General features: G+C 69.7%; 22 protein-coding genes, 1 tRNA gene and 1 pseudogene. 15 read left to right on the forward strand and 9 right to left on the reverse strand.

Annotation, left to right across the window (positions count from 1 at the left end):
• On the reverse strand, positions 1 to 216 hold a 216-nt coding region (locus ACAH41_RS19050; RefSeq protein WP_370538414.1), incomplete at its 3' end, for a helix-turn-helix domain-containing protein.
• Between the two features lie 236 nt (positions 217 to 452).
• Here ACAH41_RS19050 and ACAH41_RS19055 point away from each other — a divergent pair.
• The 3 genes and pseudogenes from ACAH41_RS19055 (at position 453) to ACAH41_RS19065 (ending at position 2,422) form a co-directional block, all read left to right on the forward strand.
• Positions 453 to 1,676, forward strand: coding sequence for an arabinose transporter (locus ACAH41_RS19055; protein ID WP_325653600.1), 1,224 nt, complete (start codon positions 453 to 455; stop codon positions 1,674 to 1,676).
• Between the two features lie 104 nt (positions 1,677 to 1,780).
• A pseudogene (locus ACAH41_RS19060) lies at positions 1,781 to 1,986 on the forward strand (oxidoreductase); the annotation flags it as partial.
• A gap of 79 nt (positions 1,987 to 2,065) precedes the next feature.
• On the forward strand, positions 2,066 to 2,422 hold the full coding sequence (locus ACAH41_RS19065) for a hypothetical protein (RefSeq protein ID WP_325653750.1): 357 nt from the start codon (positions 2,066 to 2,068) through the stop codon (positions 2,420 to 2,422).
• 72 nt (positions 2,423 to 2,494) lie between these two features.
• On the opposite strand, the gene ACAH41_RS19070 is transcribed toward ACAH41_RS19065, so the two are convergent.
• Positions 2,495 to 3,640 carry a DSD1 family PLP-dependent enzyme gene (locus tag ACAH41_RS19070; RefSeq protein ID WP_325653740.1) on the reverse strand — a complete coding sequence of 382 codons (1,146 nt, stop codon included), beginning with the start codon at positions 3,638 to 3,640 and terminating at the stop codon, positions 2,495 to 2,497.
• A 211-nt stretch (positions 3,641 to 3,851) separates the two neighbouring features.
• Here ACAH41_RS19070 and ACAH41_RS19075 point away from each other — a divergent pair, with 211 nt between their 5' ends.
• A complete protein-coding gene (locus ACAH41_RS19075) occupies positions 3,852 to 6,986 on the forward strand; it encodes a triple tyrosine motif-containing protein (RefSeq protein WP_325653598.1) in 3,135 nt (1,044 codons plus the stop codon).
• A 76-nt stretch (positions 6,987 to 7,062) separates the two neighbouring features.
• Here ACAH41_RS19075 and ACAH41_RS19080 read toward each other — a convergent pair whose 3' ends face one another.
• Genes ACAH41_RS19080 through ACAH41_RS19095 form a run of 4 tightly spaced genes read right to left on the reverse strand, consistent with a single transcriptional unit; the run spans position 7,063 to position 10,101 of the window.
• Positions 7,063 to 7,869 carry a rhomboid family intramembrane serine protease gene (locus ACAH41_RS19080; protein WP_325653596.1) on the reverse strand — a complete coding sequence of 269 codons (807 nt, stop codon included), beginning with the start codon at positions 7,867 to 7,869 and terminating at the stop codon, positions 7,063 to 7,065.
• Positions 7,866 to 8,432 (reverse strand): dual specificity protein phosphatase family protein, encoded by a 567-nt coding sequence (locus ACAH41_RS19085; RefSeq protein WP_325653595.1) that lies wholly within the window; start codon positions 8,430 to 8,432, stop codon positions 7,866 to 7,868. The genes ACAH41_RS19080 and ACAH41_RS19085 overlap by 4 nt, the downstream gene beginning before the upstream one ends.
• Entirely contained in the window at positions 8,429 to 8,929 is a 501-nt protein-coding gene (locus ACAH41_RS19090; protein ID WP_325653593.1) for a hypothetical protein, read from the reverse strand. Before ACAH41_RS19090 ends, ACAH41_RS19085 begins: the two co-directional genes overlap by 4 nt.
• On the reverse strand, positions 8,926 to 10,101 hold the full coding sequence (locus ACAH41_RS19095; RefSeq protein ID WP_325653591.1) for a glycosyltransferase: 1,176 nt from the start codon (positions 10,099 to 10,101) through the stop codon (positions 8,926 to 8,928). Before ACAH41_RS19095 ends, ACAH41_RS19090 begins: the two co-directional genes overlap by 4 nt.
• Before the next feature lie 263 nt (positions 10,102 to 10,364).
• On the opposite strand from ACAH41_RS19095, the gene ACAH41_RS19100 reads away from it, so the two are divergent.
• From ACAH41_RS19100 to ACAH41_RS19130, 7 genes are all read left to right on the forward strand, one after another.
• The gene (locus ACAH41_RS19100) at positions 10,365 to 11,177 is read left to right on the forward strand and encodes a gamma-glutamyl-gamma-aminobutyrate hydrolase family protein (protein ID WP_325653590.1); all 813 of its coding nucleotides are present in this window, start codon (positions 10,365 to 10,367) and stop codon (positions 11,175 to 11,177) included.
• Between the two features lie 31 nt (positions 11,178 to 11,208).
• A complete protein-coding gene (locus tag ACAH41_RS19105) occupies positions 11,209 to 12,360 on the forward strand; it encodes a YbdK family carboxylate-amine ligase (protein ID WP_325653588.1) in 1,152 nt (383 codons plus the stop codon).
• 94 nt (positions 12,361 to 12,454) lie between these two features.
• The gene (locus ACAH41_RS19110; RefSeq protein WP_370538420.1) at positions 12,455 to 13,216 is read left to right on the forward strand and encodes a DUF3348 family protein; all 762 of its coding nucleotides are present in this window, start codon (positions 12,455 to 12,457) and stop codon (positions 13,214 to 13,216) included.
• 10 nt (positions 13,217 to 13,226) lie between these two features.
• Positions 13,227 to 15,458, forward strand: coding sequence for a DUF802 domain-containing protein (locus tag ACAH41_RS19115; RefSeq protein ID WP_325653585.1), 2,232 nt, complete (start codon positions 13,227 to 13,229; stop codon positions 15,456 to 15,458).
• Positions 15,458 to 16,114, forward strand: coding sequence for an OmpA family protein (locus tag ACAH41_RS19120; protein WP_325653583.1), 657 nt, complete (start codon positions 15,458 to 15,460; stop codon positions 16,112 to 16,114). Before ACAH41_RS19115 ends, ACAH41_RS19120 begins: the two co-directional genes overlap by 1 nt.
• Complete coding sequence (locus tag ACAH41_RS19125) at positions 16,111 to 16,659, forward strand: DUF2894 domain-containing protein (RefSeq protein WP_325653581.1); 549 nt, start codon at positions 16,111 to 16,113, stop codon at positions 16,657 to 16,659. Before ACAH41_RS19120 ends, ACAH41_RS19125 begins: the two co-directional genes overlap by 4 nt.
• A 321-nt stretch (positions 16,660 to 16,980) precedes the next feature.
• Positions 16,981 to 17,127, forward strand: a complete 147-nt coding sequence (locus ACAH41_RS19130; RefSeq protein WP_325653579.1) for a hypothetical protein — start codon at positions 16,981 to 16,983, stop codon at positions 17,125 to 17,127.
• Between the two features lie 53 nt (positions 17,128 to 17,180).
• Here the strand turns inward: ACAH41_RS19130 and ACAH41_RS19135 are convergent, their stop codons facing one another.
• Positions 17,181 to 17,498 carry a hypothetical protein gene (locus tag ACAH41_RS19135; protein WP_325653577.1) on the reverse strand — a complete coding sequence of 106 codons (318 nt, stop codon included), beginning with the start codon at positions 17,496 to 17,498 and terminating at the stop codon, positions 17,181 to 17,183.
• Positions 17,499 to 17,894: 396 nt separating this feature from the next.
• On the reverse strand, positions 17,895 to 18,530 hold the full coding sequence (locus tag ACAH41_RS19140; RefSeq protein WP_325653576.1) for an NAD(P)H-dependent oxidoreductase: 636 nt from the start codon (positions 18,528 to 18,530) through the stop codon (positions 17,895 to 17,897).
• A gap of 83 nt (positions 18,531 to 18,613) precedes the next feature.
• On the opposite strand from ACAH41_RS19140, the gene ACAH41_RS19145 reads away from it, so the two are divergent.
• From ACAH41_RS19145 to ACAH41_RS19160, 4 genes are all read left to right on the forward strand, one after another.
• Positions 18,614 to 19,621, forward strand: coding sequence for an AraC family transcriptional regulator (locus ACAH41_RS19145; RefSeq protein WP_325653574.1), 1,008 nt, complete (start codon positions 18,614 to 18,616; stop codon positions 19,619 to 19,621).
• Between the two features lie 104 nt (positions 19,622 to 19,725).
• Positions 19,726 to 19,926, forward strand: a complete 201-nt coding sequence (locus tag ACAH41_RS19150) for a hypothetical protein (RefSeq protein ID WP_325653572.1) — start codon at positions 19,726 to 19,728, stop codon at positions 19,924 to 19,926.
• An 87-nt stretch (positions 19,927 to 20,013) separates the two neighbouring features.
• A tRNA-Ser gene (locus ACAH41_RS19155) sits at positions 20,014 to 20,105 on the forward strand.
• Positions 20,106 to 20,247: 142 nt separating this feature from the next.
• Positions 20,248 to 20,820, forward strand: coding sequence for an HNH endonuclease (locus ACAH41_RS19160; protein ID WP_325653570.1), 573 nt, complete (start codon positions 20,248 to 20,250; stop codon positions 20,818 to 20,820).
• A 26-nt stretch (positions 20,821 to 20,846) separates the two neighbouring features.
• On the opposite strand, the gene ACAH41_RS19165 is transcribed toward ACAH41_RS19160, so the two are convergent.
• Positions 20,847 to 21,083 carry a hypothetical protein gene (locus tag ACAH41_RS19165; protein ID WP_325653569.1) on the reverse strand — a complete coding sequence of 79 codons (237 nt, stop codon included), beginning with the start codon at positions 21,081 to 21,083 and terminating at the stop codon, positions 20,847 to 20,849.
• Positions 21,084 to 21,264 lie beyond the last annotated feature (181 nt).

Here is a 21,264-nt window from a genome sequence, read left to right on the forward strand (position 1 = left end):
GCGAAACAGGATGGCCGCCTTGTTCGGGAAGTATTGGTAGACCGAGCCGATGCTGACGCCGGCCCGCTCGGCCACGCGTGTGGTGGTGAAGCGGCGCGCGCCTTCCTTGGCCAAAACCTGAAGGGCAGCTTCGAGGATGGCGGCGACAAGGTCGTTCGAGCGGGCCTGCTTGGGCAATCTGCGCGAGGAGACGGGAGGGCTGGGGCGGGTGCTCATGGCGGCGGCGCGAAACGCGAATTGAGGATTTGAATGTTCCTTCATATTATTCCGTCACTCGGCGCCACCTTCCTGCCCCTCGCAGCGCCGAGGGAAATCAACAGCTGCCAGCCAGGTTGGCCGTAAGCGTTTACGTCAATCAACGCACTCACCGATCTCGCCGATCGGGGTGTGCGCTTGCCTGTGCTTTCGCTTGCTGCATCCCGTCGACGAGAAACCCACTGGACATGCTTGCCATGCGTTTCTCTCATTTCTCGGCCAATGCACCCGCGCAGCGCCAGTTGCTGCTGCTCACCGCGCTGCTCTTCGTGGCCTACCTCTGCGTGGGCATGGCCCTGCCGGTGGTGCCGGTCTTTGTCACCGGCCGGCTGGGCCTCGGCCATGCCTGGGCCGGGCTGGGCGTGGGCATCGCGTTCCTCGCCACCATCCTGACGCGCGGCCACGCCGGCAGCCTCGCCGACCGGCGCGGCGCCAAGCTCACCCTGTCGCGTGGGCTGCTGTTCTACATCGCCGGTGCGCTGGCCTCGATGGCGGCCAGCCTGGCTTCGCTGCCTGCCATGGCCGCGTTTGCGGTGCTGGTCGCCGGCCGGCTGTTGCTGGGGCTGGGCGAAAGCCTGGTCGCGGTGGGCGCAATCGCCTGGGGCATCGGCCTGGTGGGCCCCGCACGTGCAGGCCAGGTGCTGGCGCTGGTTGGCGCGGCCATCTACGCGGCGCTGGCCGTGGGCGGGCCGCTGGGGCTGGTGCTGCAGGACCAGGTGGGCTTTGCGGGCGCGATGGCGGCCAGCGCGCTGTTGCCCGCGCTGGGCTGGCTGACGGTGCGTGGCCTGTCCGCGGTGGCGGTGCCGCCCGCTGCGCAGCGGCCTTCGCTGCGCCAGGTGCTGGGCCAGATTTGGGCGCACGGCCTGGTGGTCTGCCTGCAGGGCATTGGCTTTGCGGCCATCGGCGCGTTTTTCAGCCTGAGTTTCCTGGACCGCCACTGGCCACATGCCGGCCTGGGGCTGACGGCGTTTGGCGCCGGCTTTGTGCTGGTGCGCGTGTTGTTCGGCCGGCTGCCGGACCGCATCGGCGGGCTGCCGGTCGCCATCGGCTCGCTGGCGGTGGAGGCGCTGGGCCAGTGGCTGATCTGGCAAGCGAGCACGCCAGCCGCTGCGCTGGCCGGCGCCTTCCTGACCGGCCTGGGTTGCTCAATGATCTTCCCGGCGATGGGCCGCGAGGTGGTGCAGCGCGTGGCGCCGCCACTGCGGGGCACTGCGATGGGTGGCTTCTCGGCCTTCCAGGACCTGGCCTACGGCCTCACCGGGCCGCTGGCCGGGCTGTTGGCGGACCGAGCCGGCCTCTCCAGTGTCTACCTGGTGGGCTGCGTGGCCGCGGCAGCGGGGCTGCTGGTGGCACTGCGGCTGCGATTGCGGTTAAGCGTCCAGGCGCGGACGCGGGATGTTGAGCGCGTCCGCAGCCTTTGAGACACCGCTTCACAAGAGGCCTCGACATGACCGCTTCCCTCATCGCTTCGCAAACCGCTTCACCGGTCCAAGGCAGGGTCGCTGGCAAGGTCGCCGTGTTCACAGGCGACATCACCGAGGCGCACGTGGACGACACCTTTGGCCGCATAGTCAAGGGCGTGCCCTTCACGGTGCAGAAGGCACTGCCGTTGCGGCCAAGGGCGCCTCGGTGATCCTCGGCGGCCCCACCACCAGCATCACCGGCACCGCCAGCTTCAGCATCTACAGCGCCAGCAAGGCCACAGTGCGCAACCTGGCTCGAAGCTGGGTGCGATCCTTTGCACTTGCCGTCGCCCAATGCGCCCCAACCGGCCCTCTAGAAAAAGAAGCGGACCCCCCTGGGACTGCGGGTGAATCTGGCGCTGGCCCGCATGAAGGCCGGTGCAAGCCTGGCTTCGGTGCTGCCCCTGATCGATGACCGTGCCACCGATTCGCGCTTTGACAGCTCAGTGTCTGAATCGCATGCCTGGGCCAGACCAGCGCGCGCCTTCTTCTACGCTGCGGAAATCGAGGCAGCGCGCGTCTACTGCGAACGCGTGACGCGCATCGGCAGCGGCAGTGAGTCGGATCTGGTGGCCGGCATGCGCCTGCCATTGATCAAGGGCGACCTCCCTGCAGCCGCGAAGTCTGCGGCGGATCGCCTGAGTCGCTACGACGGCGACACAGGTCGGCGCGATGTCGCGGGACTTGCTTTCATAGCGGCCTGAGCGCTGCCACGCTCAAACCCGCTTGCGGCAAGCAGTTGTGGGACGCGCACAGCTGGCGTTGATCCGAAAGCTTCAGTTCACGCAGCCCCGCGCATCCACCGCCCACACAGCCTCGACCACGCCGTCCTGCAAGCCGCCGCGCACCGCGATGAGGTGGTCGTGCAGATTGACCGTCGGGTCGCAGTGGCCGGGCACCAGCCAGACGGTCTCGCCCAGCTGCGGCAGCACATCGGCGCGCACATGCGGCGCGGGGTGCAGGATGCCGTGCTCGTCGCCGCCGTTGGCGAGCGTGAGGTTGCTGCGTAGCCAGGTCGTGGGCAGGCCGCTGTCAATGGCGTAGGCCTTGTGGCCGGCGTCGATGACGGCGTGGGCGGCGCCGCGACTGATGACCTGGGCCTTGATGAACAGTGCTTGCTCGAAGACCGGGGCGCCGGGGGCCGGCTCGTTGTCGGCGTAGTCGCGGTCCATGAAGAGGTAGCTGCCAGGTTGCAGTTCGCCCCACAGGCCGCTGGCGGCTTCGAAGGCAAAGGTGCCGGTGCCGGCGCCGGTGATCAGCGGGCAGACGATGCCGGCGGCGGTGACCGAGGCCTGCGCCGCGCGGGCCAGTGACGCGGCATGGTGGATTGCGGCCTCGCGCTCGGCCGGGCTGCGCAGGTGCTGCGCACGGCCATGGTAGGCCTGCAGGCCGGCAAAGCGCAGGCCGGCCGGGCCGTGGGCCACGACCTGCTGCGCCAGCGCACCAGCGGCGGTGGGCGCCACGCCGCAGCGACCCTGGCCGACATCGACCTCGACGAACACGTCGATGTGGCTGCCGGCCGCCTGCATGGCTTGCGCGAGGCGCTCGACGCCGAGCTTGGAGTCGACTGCAATGGCCAGCGTCACGCGGCCGGCCAGTTCGGCCACGCGCGCAAGCTTGGGGAGGTCGACGATTTCGTTGCTGATGAAAAGATCGGTGACACCGGCAGCGGCCAGCGCTTCGGCTTCCGAAAGCTTTTGCACGCACACACCCACCGCGCCCGCGGCGACCTGCAGCTTGGCGATGGCCGCGCTCTTGTGCATCTTGGCGTGCGGCCGCAGGCGCAGGCGGTGCTGGCGCGCGAAGTCGGCCATGCGCTGCAGGTTGCGCTGCATCGCGTCGAGGTCGACGACGAGGGTGGGCGTGGGCAGCATGGCGGCGGCGTCGCCGGGCTGCGGCAGGCTGGGAAGGCGGTGGCTCATCAGTCGGGTCATCGGGAACGGACATGGGTGGGGCTGACGGCGCGCAGTAGAGCACGGCGGGGCGCTGCATTTGTAAGGCGCACAAGTGCTTGAACGCCGGTGCACATACCGCGTTGTCAGCGGGCGTTGGCCGGGTTGGCGAGAATGCGAAGCCGGTGCGGCCGGCGCCGGTCTTGCTCCGCATGCCGTGACCGACTTTCGATTGCCTCTCTTGAACCCACGCGTCGGCATTGGCCGCCTGCTGTCCTTGCTTGCCATGCTGCTGGCCCTGGTGGGTGGCGGCGGGACGTTGCGCGCCGCAGCGCCGCCGCCATCGACCTCGCCACTGAGCGAGTTCATGCACATCTCGCGCACCGTGACCGACGGCGCGCCGGCCGACATCTGGACGATGGCCCAGTCGCCCACCGGCTCGCTGTGGCTGGGCACAGGGCTTGGCCTGTACCGGTTCGACGGGGTGCGCTTCGACCGCTACCCGCTGCGCGAAGGCCAGCGCCTGCATTCGACCAACATCAACGCCTTGCTGGCGCTGCCCAACGGCGACATCTGGCTGGGCCTGTACACCGGTGGGGTGGTGCGGCTGCGCGACGGCGTGGTGACGGCCTTCGGCCCGGCCGAGGGCCTGCCGGGTGGCCGGGTGCTGCGCTTTGCCACCACGCCGGACGGCCTGCTGTGGGCCGCTGCAGCCGAGGGCCTGGCGCGCTTCGACGGCGAGCGCTGGCAAGGCGTCGGCCTGGCGCGGGGCGTTCCGAAAGGCAGTGCCGACTACGTGCTGACCGATCACCGCGGCGTGCTGTGGGTGGCCGCCGCGCAGACCCTGGTCTACCTCAAGCCTGGCGAGCAGCAGTTCCGGCCCACCGGCGAATGGCTGGTCCGCGAGCCGGTGCTGGCCGAGGACCGTGGCGGGCGGCTGTGGGTCTCCGAGCCCGCGGGCGGCACCCGGCCGCTGCCGGACTACGCGAATGGCGCGCCGCTGGCCCGGTCATTGGCCGAGGCCACCGCGGCCCACGCGGCGCTGCCGCCGAACCCGCCCAGGCGCGTCAAGCAGATGCTGTTCGCGCGCGACGGCAGCCTGTGGCTGAGCGAGTCCGGCGCGGGGGTGCGGCGGCTGCGCGACCCGGCTTCGGTGCCCACCGGACAGCGCCTGATGCCGAACGACTCGGCGCTGTTCTCCAGCCGTGAGGGCTTGTCGTCCGACGTGGTGGGGCCGATGCTGGAGGACGGCGAGGGCGACATCTGGCTGGGCACCAACTACGGCCTGGAGAGCTTCCGCAGCCTGCGCCTGCACACGGTGCCAGCCTTCGCACAAGGCGTGCCGGGCCGGCTGGCAGTGACGGCCTCTGGCACCGGCGTGCTGGTGGCCAATCGCGACCAGGCGCTGTGGCTGGACCCGCCCAACCCGCCCCAGGTGCGAAGCGACCTGCAAGACGTCAACGGCATGCTGCTGGCGCCCGATGGCGCGCTGTGGCTGCTGGAAGACGACATGTACCGGCTGCAGGGCGGCCAGCGCCAGCGCATCGATTTCGACTCGGTGGCCGGCACGGTCTACCAACGGGCCATTGCGCCTGACCACGCGGGCGGCGCCTGGGTGTCGCTGGTCGGCAAGGGCGTGTACCACGTGAGCCCCGGCAGCGTGCGGCGCGAGCAGCGCATCGACAACGGCGGCCCACCGCCGACGGCCATCACGGTGGCCGACAACGGAGACGCCTGGTTCGGCTTCGACGACGAGGTGGTGCAGCTGGCCGGCGACACGCTGCGCCGCTACGGCAGTGCCGACGGGCTGCTGACCGGCCGCACCACGGCGATCCACGTGGGCCGCGATGCGGTTTTCGTGGCCGGTGAATCGGGCCTGGCGCGCTTCGACGGCCGGCGTTTCTCGACCGTCTCGGCCGAGCGCGACGATGCCTTCGGCCATGTCTCGGGCATTGCCGAAACGCGCAACGGCGACCTGTGGCTGAACGGCGCGCGCGGCGTGGTGCAGATCAAGCCGGCCGACGTGCCGGCGATGTTCGAGCAGCAGCCGCCACGCCTGAACTACCGCCTGCTGGACTGGCACGAAGGCCTGCCCGGCATTGCCCAGCAAGCGCCGCTGCAGTCCACGCTGGTGCGCGACGCGCAGGACCGGCTGTGGTTCGCGACCAACCATGGCCTGGCCTGGCTGGACCCCGCCCGGCTGCCTCGCGACCTGGAGCCGCCGACGGTGGAGATCCAGCAGCTGCGCGTGGGCGATGTCGCGCATGCGCCGGCAGCGGGCCTGCAGTTGCCGGCCGGCACGCGCAACCTGGCGATCCGCTACACCGCGCTGACGCTGGCCGTCGCCGACAGGGCCCGTTTCCGCTACCGGCTGGACGGCGTGGACAGCGACTGGCAGGAGGCCGGCACGCGACACGAGGCCACCTATGCCAACCTGACGGACGGGCACTACCGCTTCCGCGTCGTTGCCGCCAATGGGGACGGTGTGTGGAACCCGCAGGAGACGACGCTGGACTTCCGCATTCCACCGACCTGGCAGCAAAGCCGGCTGTTCGTGCTGGCCTGCGGTGCGGCGCTGCTGCTGGTCACCGGCGGGCTCTACCTGTTGCGCGCGCGGGCGATTGCCCGCCGGGTGCGGCGCGAGCTGCAGGTGCGCCACAGCGAGCGCGAGCGCATTGCCCGCGAGCTGCACGACACCTTGCTGCAGAGCACGCAAGGCCTGATCGTCAACGTGCAGGGCCTGGCCTCGACGTTGCCGGCCGATGCGCCGGTGCGGCAGAAGATCGAAGCGCTGCTGGACAAGGCCGACGACGTGATCCTGGAAGCCCGCGAGCGGGTGCGCGACCTGCGCAGCCCGCAGGTCGATGGCACCGAGCTGGCCCAGGCGCTGGAGGCGCTGGGCCGCGCGCTGGGCTCGGGCTCGGCTGCGCGCCTGCGCGTCACCACCCAGGGCCAGCCGCGGTCGCTGCAGCGCAAGGTGCTGGACGAGCTGTACTGCATTGCCCGCGAAGGGCTGTTGAACGCCTACCGGCATGCGCACGCCAGCCAGATCACGCTGGTGATCGCCTACGGCAGCGACGGGCTGCTGCTGTGCGTCTGCGACGACGGCATCGGCCTCAGCCCGCAGGTGCGGGACCGTGGTGCCGCCGACGGCCACTGGGGGCTGGCCGGCATGCACGAACGCGCCGCACTGATCGGCGCCCGCCTGACGCTGGCCAGCGGAGCGCCCACCGGCACGCGCATCGAAGTGCGGGTGCCGGCGCTGCTGGCCTACGAGGACCCGGGCCTCGGCCACTGGCTGGCACCGCAATGGCTGCGCCGCCGCCGGGCCAGGCAACACCTGCACAAAACCCGGGCAAGCCAGACAAAAGCCTGACGCGGCTTGCACTTGGCGCCACTGGGCACGGCTTTGACACAGGCTTGTCCACAGCGGCTGTGGACATTGCCCTGCCTCACTCGGCAGGCGGCTGCTCGAAATCGCCGCGCGCCTGCTGCAGCGGCTGCCAGTCCACGGCATGCAGCAGCGCCCAGCTGCTGCCCCATCCGACCAGCAGCGCCACGGCCAGCCGCAGCGCGAGGACCAAGCCTGGTGAGCGCACCTGGCCGGCGGCCGTCATCAGCGCGCCCATCAGGCCACCGGCCAGCAGGCCCCCGATGTGCGCGGACTGGTCCACGCCACTGATCAGGCTGCCGGCCACCAGGTTGATCAACACCACCTGGCCCAGCGACCTGCCAAAGCCCGGGCCCAGCCGCGACGGCGCGCGCTGCAGCCTCTGCCAGGCCAGCGAAGACAGCAGCGCCCCGCACACGGCCATGATGGCGCCCGAAGCGCCAGCGCTGACGACCATCCAGTGGCCGACGCTGCCGCCCTGCACATGCTCGCGCAGCAAGTGCCAGCCGAACCAGCCGCTGCTGGCGCAACTGGCGGCCCAGCCGCCGGCCAGGAAGACCAGCAGCAGGCCGCTGCGGCCGAGCTGGCGCTGGGCGGCCGGGCCGATCAGCCACAGCATGTACATGTTCATCGCCAGGTGCAGCAGCCCGCCATGCAGGAACACACTGCTGCCCAGCCGCCACAGCTCACCGGTCAGGCTCAGCAGGGCCAGGTTGCCGCCCCAGGCGAGCAGTTCGGTCGGCGAACGCTCGACCCACGACTGGCCGGACAAGGCCTGCAGCAGGTACAGGCCGACGTTGGCCGCGACCAGCGCCGCGGTGGTCAGGCCCACACGCTGCAGGGCCGATGGCGAGGAAGAGGTGGTCATGGCGGGGTCGCAGTTTCAAGCAGGGCCTGGCGCAGCGCGGCCACATCCAGCCGGTCCAGGAAGCGCGGGATGTTGCGCCACAGCGTGTGGTAGCCGTAGCCGCCGCGGAACATCTCATGGCGGGCGGCGTCCTTGTCCCAGCCTTGCAGCGCCATGCGGTATGCCGCGGCGACGACGCCGGTGCGGTCAGCGCCGTGCCAGCAGTGGATCAGCACCGGGCCCCGCTGCTCGGCGCTGCGGATCGCGCGCAGCGCCCGCAGCACCTTCTCGTCGTCGATGGACCACGTGTCGATCGGCACGCGGACCTGCGCGATGCCGCTGCCGGCGAGCGCACGTTCGTCGCTGTTGAAGGAACGAAAGCTGACGACCGTGCGGATCCCCAGCGCGTGCAGTGCCGGCAGGTCGCTGCGCCGGGGCTGGGCGCTGCGGTACAGCGTGGGCGTGAGGCGGTGCAGGTTGGCCAGCGCATGCGGCTGGCCGGTCAGCGGGTCGGCCCAGTCCTCGGGGCGAACACCGGGCACCGCGTAGTGCTTCTGCTTGCTTCGCCGGGATTCGCGCTTCATGCGCGGCCCCCGCGGCGCGGCCGGTGGCGCAGCGCGACGATCAGCGCGGCGCCGCCCAGGCCGACCCAGTAATCCGTCGGCGCGAACAGCAGCCAGTGCTTGTGCCAGGGCACGTGGGCCGGGTTGAACTGCTGCCAGCCGTAGGCCGGGTTCAACACGAACCACAGCCAGTCCTCGACGATCCAGAACGTCATCAGGCCGGCCAGCGCCAGCGCGGCGTCGCGCCAGCCAAAGCGGCTGTTGAAAGCCAGCGGCATGAAAAACACCAGCGCCATGAAGCTGAAGACCCAGGCGTGGTAGCCGGTCATCGCCCGGCCGCCCCAGAAGATGTCCAGCAGCCAGTGCGATTCGATGCGCCAGGTCGGCAGCGCTGCGGCCCAGCCGGCCGGGCCTTCGATCTGCACCTCGACATTGGCAAAGAAAAACGCCACCACCAGCACCCACAGCAGGTAGACCAGCGTGCGGCGCAGGCCGGTGTCTTCGCCTGCGCCGCTCATCGGCCCAGCACCTGCTCGAGCACGCGGCGCGCAGCATGCGGTTTGCCCAGCGCCCGGCTGGCCGCGGCCATCTGCGCGAGCTTCTCCGGCATGGCCATCAGCCGCGCCACCTTGTAGCCCAGGCCGATGGCGTCATAGGCCAGCCACGCAGCGCCCTCTTCGAGCAGGAAGCCGGCGTTGTGCTCTTCCTGGCCAGGGATGGGCGACACCAGCAGCATGGGCCTTCCCAGCGCCAGGCATTCGGAAATGGTCAGCCCGCCGGGCTTGGTGACGACCAGGTCGGCCGCGGCCATCAGCCGCTCCATCTCCTGCGTGAAGCCGATGGCGACCAGCCGCCCCGGCATGCGCTGCGCCAGCGCCTGCAGCGCCGTGTGCGCCGCCTCGTTGCGGCCGGCCACGGCAATCACCTGGAAGTCGCAGCCCGGGCCTTGCAGCGCCAGCACCTGCTCGACCATGCTGGGCAGGTCGCCGACACCGGCACCGCCGGAGGCCATCAGGATCACCCGCCGCGCCGGGTCCAGGCCCAGGCCCAGGCGGGTGACGTTGGGCTCGCGCGCCAATTCAGGTGCCTGAGGTTGCGAGAAACCCGGCATCACCGGGATGCCGGTGACATGGACGCGGTCCGCCGGCAGGCCGCGGGCGCGCATGCGAAAGGCCACCTCCTCGGTCGCCGCGAGGTAGCCCGCCATGCCGGGCACCAGCCACATGTTGTGCAGGTCGTAGTCGGTGACCTGCAGCCAGATCGGCGCGTCCAGACGGCCCTTCTGCTGCTCGCGCATCAGCAGCTCGGCTGGCAGGAAATGGGTGCAGACGATGGCCCTCGGCCGCACCTTGCGCACCTCGCGCAGCAGGTCGCCGGCGCTGACGCGCTCGATGGCGCGGCGCAGCCGTTGCGAGGTGGCGCTGTGCGGCGTCTCGTCGGTCTTCTGGTGCAGGTAGGACCACAACTCCGGCGCGCGGTTGACGAGCTGGATGTACCAGTCGGTGTAGACCTTGCGGAAGCCGGCCGCGACATGGGCCATCGCGTCCACATGCGTGGCCTGGCAGGCCGGCTGCAACGCACCGGCCGCAGCGGCCAGCGCCTGCGCGGCCCGCACGTGGCCGTTGCCGGCGCTCACGCTGAGGATCAGGAGTTCTTGCGAAGCGGTAGGTGTGCGGTCGATCTGGCTCATGGATGCGGTCTGGCGATGCGGTGGGCGCGGATGCCGAAGGCGCTTTCGCCGGGGTTGGCCCGGGATTGTCACCGCCGGACCGCGTTGGTCTGCACGCCGCGCGAACTTTCCTTGCCGCTCCGGCCCGCGGATACTTTTTGATACCCCATCAAACTGCGGGGATAACACCGGCATGGAAATGCCACCAAGCCCGTCGGCACGGGCCGCAAGTAGAATCCGCGACCCGGTGCCTGCCTGCCACATATATCCAAACAGCTTGCCTCATGCCTTTTCAATCCCCCTCCTTGCTGATAGGTGTTTCCGCCCGGATTTATTACCCGTCCGGCCCGGTACTGGATTTGGGTGGTGTCTGGACCAAAACCCTGCATTACCTCGAACAGTCGGTGGCGCAATGGTTGATGCGCGGCGGCGCACTGCCGGTGATGATTCCCGCGGTGGACGCGCAAAGCGTGGTGCAGCGGGAGGAATTGCACCTCGGGCACTACGCCGAATCGCTGGACGGGCTGGTGCTGCAGGGCGGCAACGACGTGGCGCCTGCCAGCTACGGGCAGCAACCGCTGTCGCCCGAATGGGCCGGCGACCCGGTGCGCGACGCCTACGAGATGGCCTTGATCCAGGCCTTCGTGCAGGCCGGCAAGCCGGTGTTCGGCATCTGCCGCGGGCTGCAACTGCTGAACGTGAAGTTCGGCGGCACGCTGTGGCAGGACATCCAGACCCAGCAGCCGCACGCGCTGCAGCACGTGAAGACGGACCTGTACGAGCGCAATGTGCACGCGATCGAGATCGTGCCGGGCACGCACCTGGCGGCGCTGTACCCGGCGCAGCAGGACAGGCAGGTCAACAGCATCCATCACCAGGCCATCCGGGACCTGGCGCCGGGTTTTGTGGTCGAGGCCCGCAGCGTGGAGGACGGCATTGTCGAGGCCATCCGGAAACAGGGACCGGAGTTTGTCGCCGGCGTGCAGTGGCACCCTGAGTTTCGTCACAAGAACGAATCCCTCACATTTGACGACGGCCCCATCCTTCAGGATTTCCTGAGCGTTGCACGCGGGCTCAAGCGCAATTCAATGCGCTGATTCCAAAAGTTATTAAATTCACGCCACCCACATGCAATTCATTCATTCAAAAGCACTCACCCTGGGCATGGAGCTGGAACTCCAGATCGTCAGCAACACCACGGGCGAGTTGTCGCCGTCCAGCCTGGCGTTCTGGGAGGCCTGCAAACACCTGGACCATGCCGAGCGATATTCGCTGGAGGCCACGCTGTCGACCATCGAGCTGAACACCTCGGTGCATGAAGACGCCGACACGCTGCTTGCCGAAGCCCTGGCCCTCACCGCCACCTTGTGCGATGCCGCACGGCCCATGGGGCTGCTGCTGCGCGGCGGCGGCACCCAGGTCACGCAGTTCTGGAACGAGCGGGTGATGGCGCCAACCCCGCGGGCCGAGGAACTGGCCGGCCGTTTCGGCTTCCTGCCCAAGCGCTTTTCCACCTATGGCATGCATGTGCACATTGGCGCCGAGCAGCCGGCCGATGCGCTGCGCATGGGCAATGTGCTGCAGGCCCTGGTGCCGCTGTTCATCGCCTGCTCGGCGGCCTCGCCCTTCCTGCAGATGGAGGACACCGGTTTCTGCGCCTCGCGCCCCCTGGAGCCCTTGCTGTACCCGCACGCCGGCGCCATGCCGCGGTTCAAGGACTGGGCCGGGTTCGAGCAGGCCTGCGAAGAAATTTTCTCGACCCGGCTGGCCTCGACGCTGAAGGACATCTACTGGGACGTACGGCCGAAACCCGAATTCGGCACCATCGAAGTCCGCGTGTTCGACACGCCGCTCTCGGTCCACAAGGCCGCCGCGCTGGCGGCCTTCACCCGCGGCTGCGCGGCGCTGGCGCTGGCCGGCACGCTGCGCCTGCCTGACCAGCCGCAGCCGCTGACGGCCGAGCGCGTGAGCCGTTTCCTGGCCTGCCGGGACGGGCTGGATGCCGAGCTGTTCGACCCGTTTGCCCAGGCCTGGCGGCCGGCGCGCGGCTGGCTGTCCGAGCTGGCCGCGGCCATCGCCCAGGCCCCCGTCTGCGCCGCCGACCTGCGCCAGGTGCAGGCGCTGGTGCAGCACTGCCAGCATCACCAGGACGCGACGCTGATGCGCGACGCGCTGGCAGAGGCGCTGCAACAGGACCAGGGCGTGCGGGACAAGCAAAGCCAGCTGGCCAGCTACTCGCGCGGGCTGGGCGAGCGCCTGTTCGCAACACTGGCTGGCTGACGGCCAGCAGGTGCGTGCCGGGGTATCCCGGGACGTCCGCACCGGGGCGCGTGGGGCCGGGGTTGTAAAATCAGCGGTTTTGGCCTTGGGATCTGTGACTGGTAGCCCGGCGCAAGCAACGCGCCCCTCCCCCGTGACCGGCTCGGCCCTGGTGCGCCTGCTGGCTGCGTTGCAGGCGCCTGGGGCGCCGAGTGTGACGGTTGCCAAGGGTGCGTTCGCCGAACGGCTGAGCCGCTGGGTGGACTGGCGGGATGCGATCTCGCTGTCCTCGGCCCTGAACACCGAACCCGCCCCGCCGCCGGCCCGTGCCGTCGCGCTGCCAGCTGGCAACGTGGCCAGCGCCCACGAGCGCGAGTGCCGCCGCGTGCGCGCCGGCCTGACCGCCCTGATCGAGCAGGCCCCCGCAGGCAAGACCGAGCCCCGACCCTTGAACCCGACCGCTGCCGCAAGACGCGCCGCCCCCGAGCCGGCCTCGATCGACTTTCCCGCCTACCGCCAGCGCTGCCTGGGCGTGCAGCAGGCCATGGAGACGCAGCTGGGCGCGTTGCGCCAGCGCCTGCAGGCCGCTCTGGCGGCCCGCTCACCCGAGATGGCCCGGCTGGCCGCGCTGGACGCGGTGATGGCGCCCATCGTCGGCGCGCAGGAGCAGGCGCTGCTGGCCAGCGTGCCGGCCTCGCTGGGGCTGCATTTCGAGCGCCTGCGCCGCGCGCAGGCCCAGGCCGCCGCACCCGGCACCGTGCCGTCCACCGAATGGCTGGACCTTTTTTGCCAGGACATGCGGGCCCTGCTGCTCGCTGAACTGGACCACCGCATGCAACCGATCGAAGGGCTGCTCGCCGCCCTTCGCGGGTCGTGAACAGACCGCCATGAACAGATTCCTTCGTCTCGCCACCTTCGCCACCGGCTTGGCCGTGGTCGGGTGGATCGCTGCCGGCTACCTTGGCACCAGCCTGCTGGCACTGGCCGTCACGGTGCTCATCGCCGCGTTCTTCCTGATGGGCGCACTGGAGCTGCAACGCTTCGAGCAGGCGACCGCCGGGCTGGCGCAAGCGCTGGCCGAACTGCCGGCGCCACTGCCTGAGCTGCGCGCCTGGCTGGACCGCGTGCCGGCCGCGCTGCAGCCCGCCGTGCGCCGCCGCATCGACGGCGAGCCGGGCGGCCTGCCGGGCCCGGCGATGGCGCCTTACCTCGCGGGCCTCCTGGTGCTGCTGGGCATGCTGGGCACCTTCCTCGGCATGGTGCTGACGCTGCGCGGCACCGGCAGCGCGCTGGCCGGTGCGGCGGACCTCGCCGCCGTGCGCGACTCGCTGGCCGCGCCGGTGCAAGGCCTGGGGCTGGCCTTTGGCACCTCGGTGGCGGGTGTGGCCGCGTCGGCGGCGCTGGGGCTGATGTCGGCCCTGGGCCGGCGCGAGCGGGCGCGCGTGGCGCAGCTGCTGGACACGCAGATCGCGGGCAGCTTGCATGTGTTCTCCAAGGCCCGCGCGCGGGACACCGAACGCGAAAGCCACCGCGAGCAGACGCTGGCACTGCTGCAGCGCCAAACCGAGCAGATGCCGGCGCTGGTCGAACAGCTGCAGGCCATGATGGCCGCGCTGGCGCGCCAGGCCGAGCAGTCCAACACCCAGCTGCTGGCCAGCCAGGAGCGCTTCCAGGACCAGACCGCCGCGGCCTACACCGGCCTGGCGGCATCGGTCGACAAGACGCTGAAGGACAGCCTCACCGCCAGCGCCCGCGCCGCTGGCGACACGATCCAGCCCGTCGTCGAAGCCACGCTGGCCGGCATCGCCCAGGAAACCCGCGCGCTGCATGCCACGCTGGCAGGCGCGCTGCAGCAGCAGCTGGACCAGCTTTCGGCCCGCTTCGAAGCCAGCAGCAGCCGCGTGGCCGACACCTGGCAGGCCGCACTCGGCCAGCACGAACGCAGCAGCCAGGACCTGAGCGAGGCGCTTGGCACCTCGCTGACCCGCTTCACCGACACCTTCGAACAGCGCTCCGCATCGCTGCTGGACACCGTGGGCCAACACCAGGCTGCATCACAGCAGGCGCTGGCCGCCGCGATGGCCGAGCTGGCACGCGACAGCAGCGCCTTGCAGGAACGCCTGGCCAGCACCGCCACCGAGCAGATCAGCGGCGTGACGGCGCGGCTGGACGACACTGCGCAGCGCGTGACCGCCGGCTGGCAGGCGGCAGTGGCCCAACACCAGCAGGCCAGCGAAAAGGCCGCACACAGCACGCAGCAAGCCCTGGGCAGCGCCGCGGAAAGCTTCGCGCAACATGCGGCCTCGCTGCTGCAGACCGCCGGCCAGGCGCATGCCGAGCTGCAGTCCGCCTCGGCCACGCAAGACCAACAGCGCCTGGCCGCGATGACGCAAGCATTGGAAGACATGGCCGCCTCGCTGCGCGCCGAATGGCAGCAGGCCGGCGCACAGACGCTGGCCCAGCAGGCGCGCATCTGCGAAACCATGGAACGCACCGCCCGCGAGATCACCACGCAGGCCGAGACTCACGCCGCCAGCACCATCGCCGAGATCGGCCAGCTGATGCAGGCCGCGGCCGAGGCGCCGCGCGCAGCCGCCGAGGTCATTGCCGAGCTGCGCCAGAAGCTGTCCGACAGCATGGCGCGCGACAACGCGCTGCTGGCAGAACGCGCGCAGGTGCTGGAGACGCTGGGCAGCCTGCTCGCCGCGGTGAACCAGGCCGCAACCGAACAACGCGGGGCGATCGACGCGCTGGTGGGCCGGTCGGCCAGCCTGCTCGAACGTGTTGGCCAGCAGTTCGGCGAACAGGTGCAGGCGCAGGCCGGCCAGCTCGCCGAAGCCGCGGCGCAGCTCACCGGCAGCGCGGCCGAGGTCGGCAGCCTGGGCGAGGCCTTTGGCACCGGCGTGCAGCTGTTCAGCGACTCGAACGAGAAGCTGGTCTCGCAGTTGCAGCGCATCGAAGGCGCTTTGGGCAAGTCGCTCTCGCGCAGTGACGAGCAACTGGCCTACTACGTGGCCCAGGCGCGCGAGGTGATCGACCTGAGCATGCTGTCGCAAAAGCAGATCATCGAAGAACTGCAACGCGTGGCCGGCAACCTGGCCAGCGCGGAAGCCGCTTGATGACGACCGACGAGTTGGAGCTGGACGCCGGCCTGGAGGCGTCCACGCCCGTCTGGGCCGTCTTCGGCGACCTGATGGCCGGCCTGCTGGGCGCCTTTGTGCTGATCCTGCTGTTTGCGCTGGCTTCGCAGCTGGAGCTGGCTTCGCGGCTGGAGAACGAGGTCAGGCAGCGCCAGCTCGAAACCCAGCGCCGCACGGAACTGGAGCGCGCGCTGGCCGTGCCGCTGGCCGCCGGCCGCGTCACGCTGGACCATGGCCGCATCGGCATTTCCGGCAGCGTGCTGTTTGGCTTCAACTCGGCCGAACTGCAGCCCGAAGGCCGGCAGTTGCTGAAGAGCCTGGCGGCACCGCTGGCCACCTATTTGCAGTCGCGCGATGAGGCGCTGATGGTCAGCGGCTTCACCGACGACCGCCTGATGCGCGGCGGCAAGAACCAGGTGTTTGCCGACAACTGGGAACTCTCGGCCCAGCGCGCACTGACCGTCACGCGCACACTGATCGAAGAAGGCGTGCCGGCTTCGGCCGTGTTCGCCGCCGCCTTCGGCGCCGAACAGCCGGTGGCCTCGAACGACAGCGCCGAAGGCCGTGCGAAGAACCGGCGCGTGGAGATGTCGCCCACGCCCAGGCCCTCGCGCGAAGCCGCATCGTCGCCATGAGCGACACGCTGCAGGCCTTGCAGGCGCGCGGCGCAGCGCGGCTGTTGCCGGTGCGCTGGCAATTGCTGCAGTCGCTGGCGCAGCGTGCCGGTGCGCACCAGGGCGCCGCGCGGCGTGTGCTGCACGACAAGCTGGCCCGGCTGCTCGCAGCCTGCGAGGCCGAGCTTGAAACGCGACTGGCCGCCGAAGCCGCCCCCGCGCAAGCGCCAGCGCCCAGCCCGTTCAAGGCCTTGATGGCCGGCATGGCACAACCCGCGCCAGTGCCCTTGCCGGCCGGTGCGCCAGCGGCCGCCCGCAGCGCCCCGGGCGAGCTGAAGGCGATGCAGCTGTTCAAGCGCACCTGGTCCCGGCTCAGCGCCGAGCAGCGCCTGGCCCAGTCCCTGGCCTCGCTGCCCGACAACGCCGGCCCGCTGAATTCGCACCACCTGGTGCACCGCTCGCTGAGCCTGATGCGCGAACTCTCGCCCGCCTATTTCGAGCACTTCATCGCGCATGCGGATGCGCTGCTGTGGCTGGACCGGGTGAACACGGCCAATGGCCGATAGCGGCCAAGGATTCGTTGCACAATCCGTGGCAATCCATTGCGTCCACACCCCCATGCGCCGCGAACCTCCGATCAGCGAAGCGTCCATGCAAGCAGGCGAGTCCCGCATTCCCCAGCTGGCGGCCCAGGCTGGCAAGGCGGCTCATGAGCGTGCGCTGGTGGAGACGGGAGCGGTCGTCATGCGATCAGCCGGCGGTCAGCTGATCGAATTGCGGTCAAGCGGTGCGGTCCGGGTCATCAAGTCCTTGCCCGCCAGCACGCCGGTGCGGTCTGGCACCGTGCTCAGGCGCACCAAGAAGCCCGCAGCGACAACCGAGTCACGGTGAATTCAGCGGCCGTCGCGCAACCCAGGCTTCGGGTCTTCGCGGGCCCGAACGGCTCTGGCAAGAGCACCATCCACGAACTGCTGCGCCCCGAATGGATCGGCGCCTACGTGAATGCCGACGAGATCGAAAAGGCGCTGCGCTAGCAGGCAAAGCTTGAACGGCACGCTTGCCGGTCGCGAGACAGGCTTGGCCCCTGTCAGCGGAAGTGTTGCAAGGCCCCACACAACAGGACTTCCTGTCCCTGCGCCAGCGGCACCCGCGCCGCCAACGCGCGCGCCACACGCACAGCCTCGACAGGCCGGTAGTTGGCTGGGATCAGCGGCCCCAGCCAGTGGCCGACGGTTTCGGCGACCTGCTCGCCGCGGCGCTCCGGTTGCCCCAGCGCCACGCGGTCGCCCACCAGCATCGACGGCCACACGATGACCCAGGCGTCGAAGCCCAGCGTCGCCAGCGCGTCTTCCATCTCGCCTTTGACGCGGCTGTAGAAGACGCTGGACGCGGCCTTCGCGCCCATCGCGCTGACCAGCCCCGCGCAGCGCGCACCAGCGCCCGTGCCGCGCGCGCCACAGCCAGGTTGGCATCGAAATCCACCGCGCGGAACGCGAGCCGGCTGCCGGCGATCTTGATCGTGGTGCCCAGCGCGAGGTGGACCTCGTCAACCGCGGGCAGCTTCGGCAAGGCCGCGAAGTCCACGACATGCGCGGCAAGCTTCGCGTCGCTCATCGTCAGCGGCCGCCGCACCAGCGCATGCACCTGCCGCACCGCCGGGTCTGCCAGCAGCAAACCCAGCAAAGCCTTGCCGACCAGCCCGGTCGCACCGGCGATCAGCACGCTGCGGCCAGGCTGGGCACTGGATTCGTCCACCATGGCTACCTTCCCGGGAGCAAAAGGGGCCGATCTTAGGCGCCCCTCACAACGCGCCCGCCAGAGCCTGCACCTCGGCGACGGCCTGGGCCCGCGCGGCCTGCGTCATGGCTTCGGAAATGCTGGTGCCTTCGATGGACACGACTGCGACGTCTTGCACGCCCATCATGCCCAGCCAGTGCTGCAGGTAGGGCGTGACGAAGTCCCACGCGGCGGTGGGCGAGCCAGGTGTGTAGATGCCGCCGCGGGCCGAGACGACCAGCGCCTTGCGAGCTTTGAGCAGGCCCTGCATGCCCTTTTGGGGGTCGGGCCGGAAGGTCAGGCCGGGTTGGGTGACCACGTCCAGCCAGTGCTTGAACTTGTAGGGCACGCCGAAATTCCACAGCGGCACGCTGAGCAGCAGCAGGTCGGCGCGCTGCAGGCGCAGTGCGTGGCGGCTGACCTCGGCCCATGCGGCCGCTTCTTCCGGCGTGTGCGGCACGCCACTGCGGGCGGCGAATTTCGCGCTCAGCGCGGCGCCTTCGAATTCGGGCAAGGCCGCGTCGGGCGACCACAGGTCCCAGGTGTCGAGCTCGACCCCGGGGTGGCGGGCCAGGTAGGCGTCGAGGAAGGCGCGGGCCACGGCGGTGGAGTGCGAGCGCTGTTGGCGCGGAGAAGATTCGATGTAGAGCAGCGTGGTCATGCAGGCCATCAGTCAAAAAGCTTCGATGGCCCGAATGCTAGGGAGCGGCGGCTGGACTGTGAATGACACAGAATCCAGAAATCATGACGCAGCGTCCAAGCCCTTCTTCCACCGCGGCGGTGCCTTCGGGCGCGGTTGACAAGGCCGTGCCGCCGCTGCCGCTGCCCGCCTTCGACGCGCTGTTCCAGGCGCTGCGCATCAAGGGCGTGGTCTATTACGCGCAGGACTTTCACGGCGACTGGGCGATGCGCTTCCTGCACACCGTGCACGCGCGCATCCACGTGGTGCTGTGGGGACGCTGCTGGCTGCAGATTGGTGGGCAGACGCTGGCGTTGAGGGCCAACGACCTGGTGCTGATGCCCGAAGGCGTGGAACACGTGCTGGGCCATGGCGACCCGGCACAGGCCGCGCTGGCGCCGGATGCGCGCGACATCGGCCGCATGATCCGCGCCGGCACGCTGCCCGCCGACGCCGAGCGCAGCGCGCGCCTGATCTCCGGCCACTTCGAGTTCGACCCGCAGGTGCGCGGGCTGCTGGTGAAAAGCCTGCCCACGTTGATCCGCACGCGTGCCCGCACCGGCGCCAACCGCGAGCTGGTGCACGCGCTGCCCAGCTTCATGGCGGCAGAGCTGCGCAACCGGCGGCCGGGCAGCGCGGTCATCGTCGAGCGCCTGGCCGAGATCTTCCTGGTGCAGGTGGTGCGCGCGCATTTCGAGGCAGCGCAGCCGGTGGCTCAAACCCCGAGCCTGATGGCCGCGTTTTTCGAGCCCCGGCTGAATGCGGGGCTGAACCTCATGCACACCCGCTGCCACGAACCCTTGACGCTGGCACAGATCGCCAGCGAGGCCGGCATGTCGCGTTCGGCCTTTGCACAGCGCTTCAAGGCCACCACGGGCGAGATGCCGATGGCCCACCTGGCCGAGTGGCGGCTGCTGAAGGCCACGCAGCTGCTGGCCGGCTCCGACCAGTCGATTGCGCAGGTGGCCGCCGCCTGTGGGCACCGCTCCACCGAAGGGTTCAGCCGCGCCTTCAAGCGCCGCCATGGCCAAAGCCCGGCGCAGTGGCGAGCGACTGCCGCGGCGGCAGCGTGAAGGCGCTGTGTTGTTTTTGATCTGCTTGCGCGCGATACGTTGACAAGCAGAGTAAAGACTATTTACAGTCCAGCCCATTCCAACGCAACAGCCAAGAGTTCACCGTGATCGCCAACCCATCGTTCCATCGCCATCGCGCCCACGGCCTCGCCGTGTGCCTGCGCATGGGCGGCGGTTCGCGTGGCATCGCGATGAAAGGACGCGTCGGGCGCGATGCAGGCAGTCACCTGTATCGGCCATCGAGTTCGCACCAGCAGCAGGCATGGCTGGAGGATCCGACGCATCCGGGAGAGGACCGCGCATAGCCGCGCACCCTCGTCGCTCTGTACCCACACAGAGGCCCGGACACCCGCAAGGTGCCCGGGCCTTTTTGTTTTCCCCAATCGCTCAACGGAGAGCTGCCCGAGTGGCAAGGGGCCGGCTTGCTAAGCCGAGGCCGGTGACGCGAGTCGCCGCGAGCGTTCGATCCGCTCGCTCTCCGCCAACCTTTTTTCCTCGATCCGAATGCGGTGTAGTCGAGTGGCCTCAGACACCAGCCTTTGAAGCTGGGGACCTTGGTTCGAATCCAAGCGCCGCTGCCATTCACCTGACCCTCAATCCATCCGCGGCCATGAAAGGAGGCCAGCATGCATCAACATCACCAGCACGTGCTGCAGTTGGACATCCAGGGCACGCCGCAAGCCTGGATCTCGCTGCAGCAGGCTGCTGTGCACATCGCCACCGGCTCGGTCGCCTGGATCGATGGTGACGGACCGCTGGCCACGCTGCGCGGCGGTTTCAACGTCGCCAGCGGCCGGCAGTCGCTGATCGAAGTGCACCCCATCATCGCGCTGCGAGGTGCCTCGAAGCTGAACCTGTTCGACGTGGTGCCCGGTTTCACCAAGGCCAAGCTGCTGCGGCGCGACCGCATGACCTGCGCCTATTGCGGCCAGCGTTTTCAGGAGCGCGAGCTGCAGTGCGAACACATCCAGCCCGAGTCGCGCGGCGGCGGCTGGACCTGGATGAACCTGGTCGCGGCCTGCGGCCCGTGCAACAACCGCAAAGCCGCCCGCACGCCCGAGGAAGCTGGCATGCCGCTGCTGTACCTGCCCTACGTGCCCAGCCGGTTCGAGAGCTTCCTGCTCGAAGGTCGGCACATCCGGGCCGACGTGCATGAATGGCTGTCGGCGCGCCTGCCCAAGGGCTCGCGCCTGAACTGAGCACCCTGGCGGCGCTGGGAAGCTTCTCAGGCCCGGCCAGAGCGCCGGCTGCGTGGCTGCAGCTTGTCCAGCTCGGCGATCTGCTGCTTGAGCAGGATCAGCAGCGTGCGGGCGTGTTCCACCGGCAGGCGCAGGCGGCTGCTGGCGGCGCCTTCGTCGCGCGGCGGCAGGTTCACCACCGTGAGGTCCAGGCGGAATTCGATCAGGCCCATGTCGTGTCGGGCCGATTTCAGGTTCTGGACGTCAATGTCGTAAGTCTTCAAGCGCGTTCTCCTGCGTTCTGGGCAATGTGCGATTGTCGGCTGGCATGACCATGCGCGGCCACGGCGCGCCGCCAGCGGCAACGGCGGCATCCCGTCCCGCGAGGGTTTCCACCAAGTCCCTGAACTTGCGCTGGATCAAGACCGGATCTATTATTTACCGATCGGTCGGTCAATTGTGTCT

Origin of the sequence: Ideonella sp. (genome assembly GCF_041287625.1) — a bacterium.
Lineage (GTDB): Bacteria > Pseudomonadota > Gammaproteobacteria > Burkholderiales > Burkholderiaceae_C > Ideonella.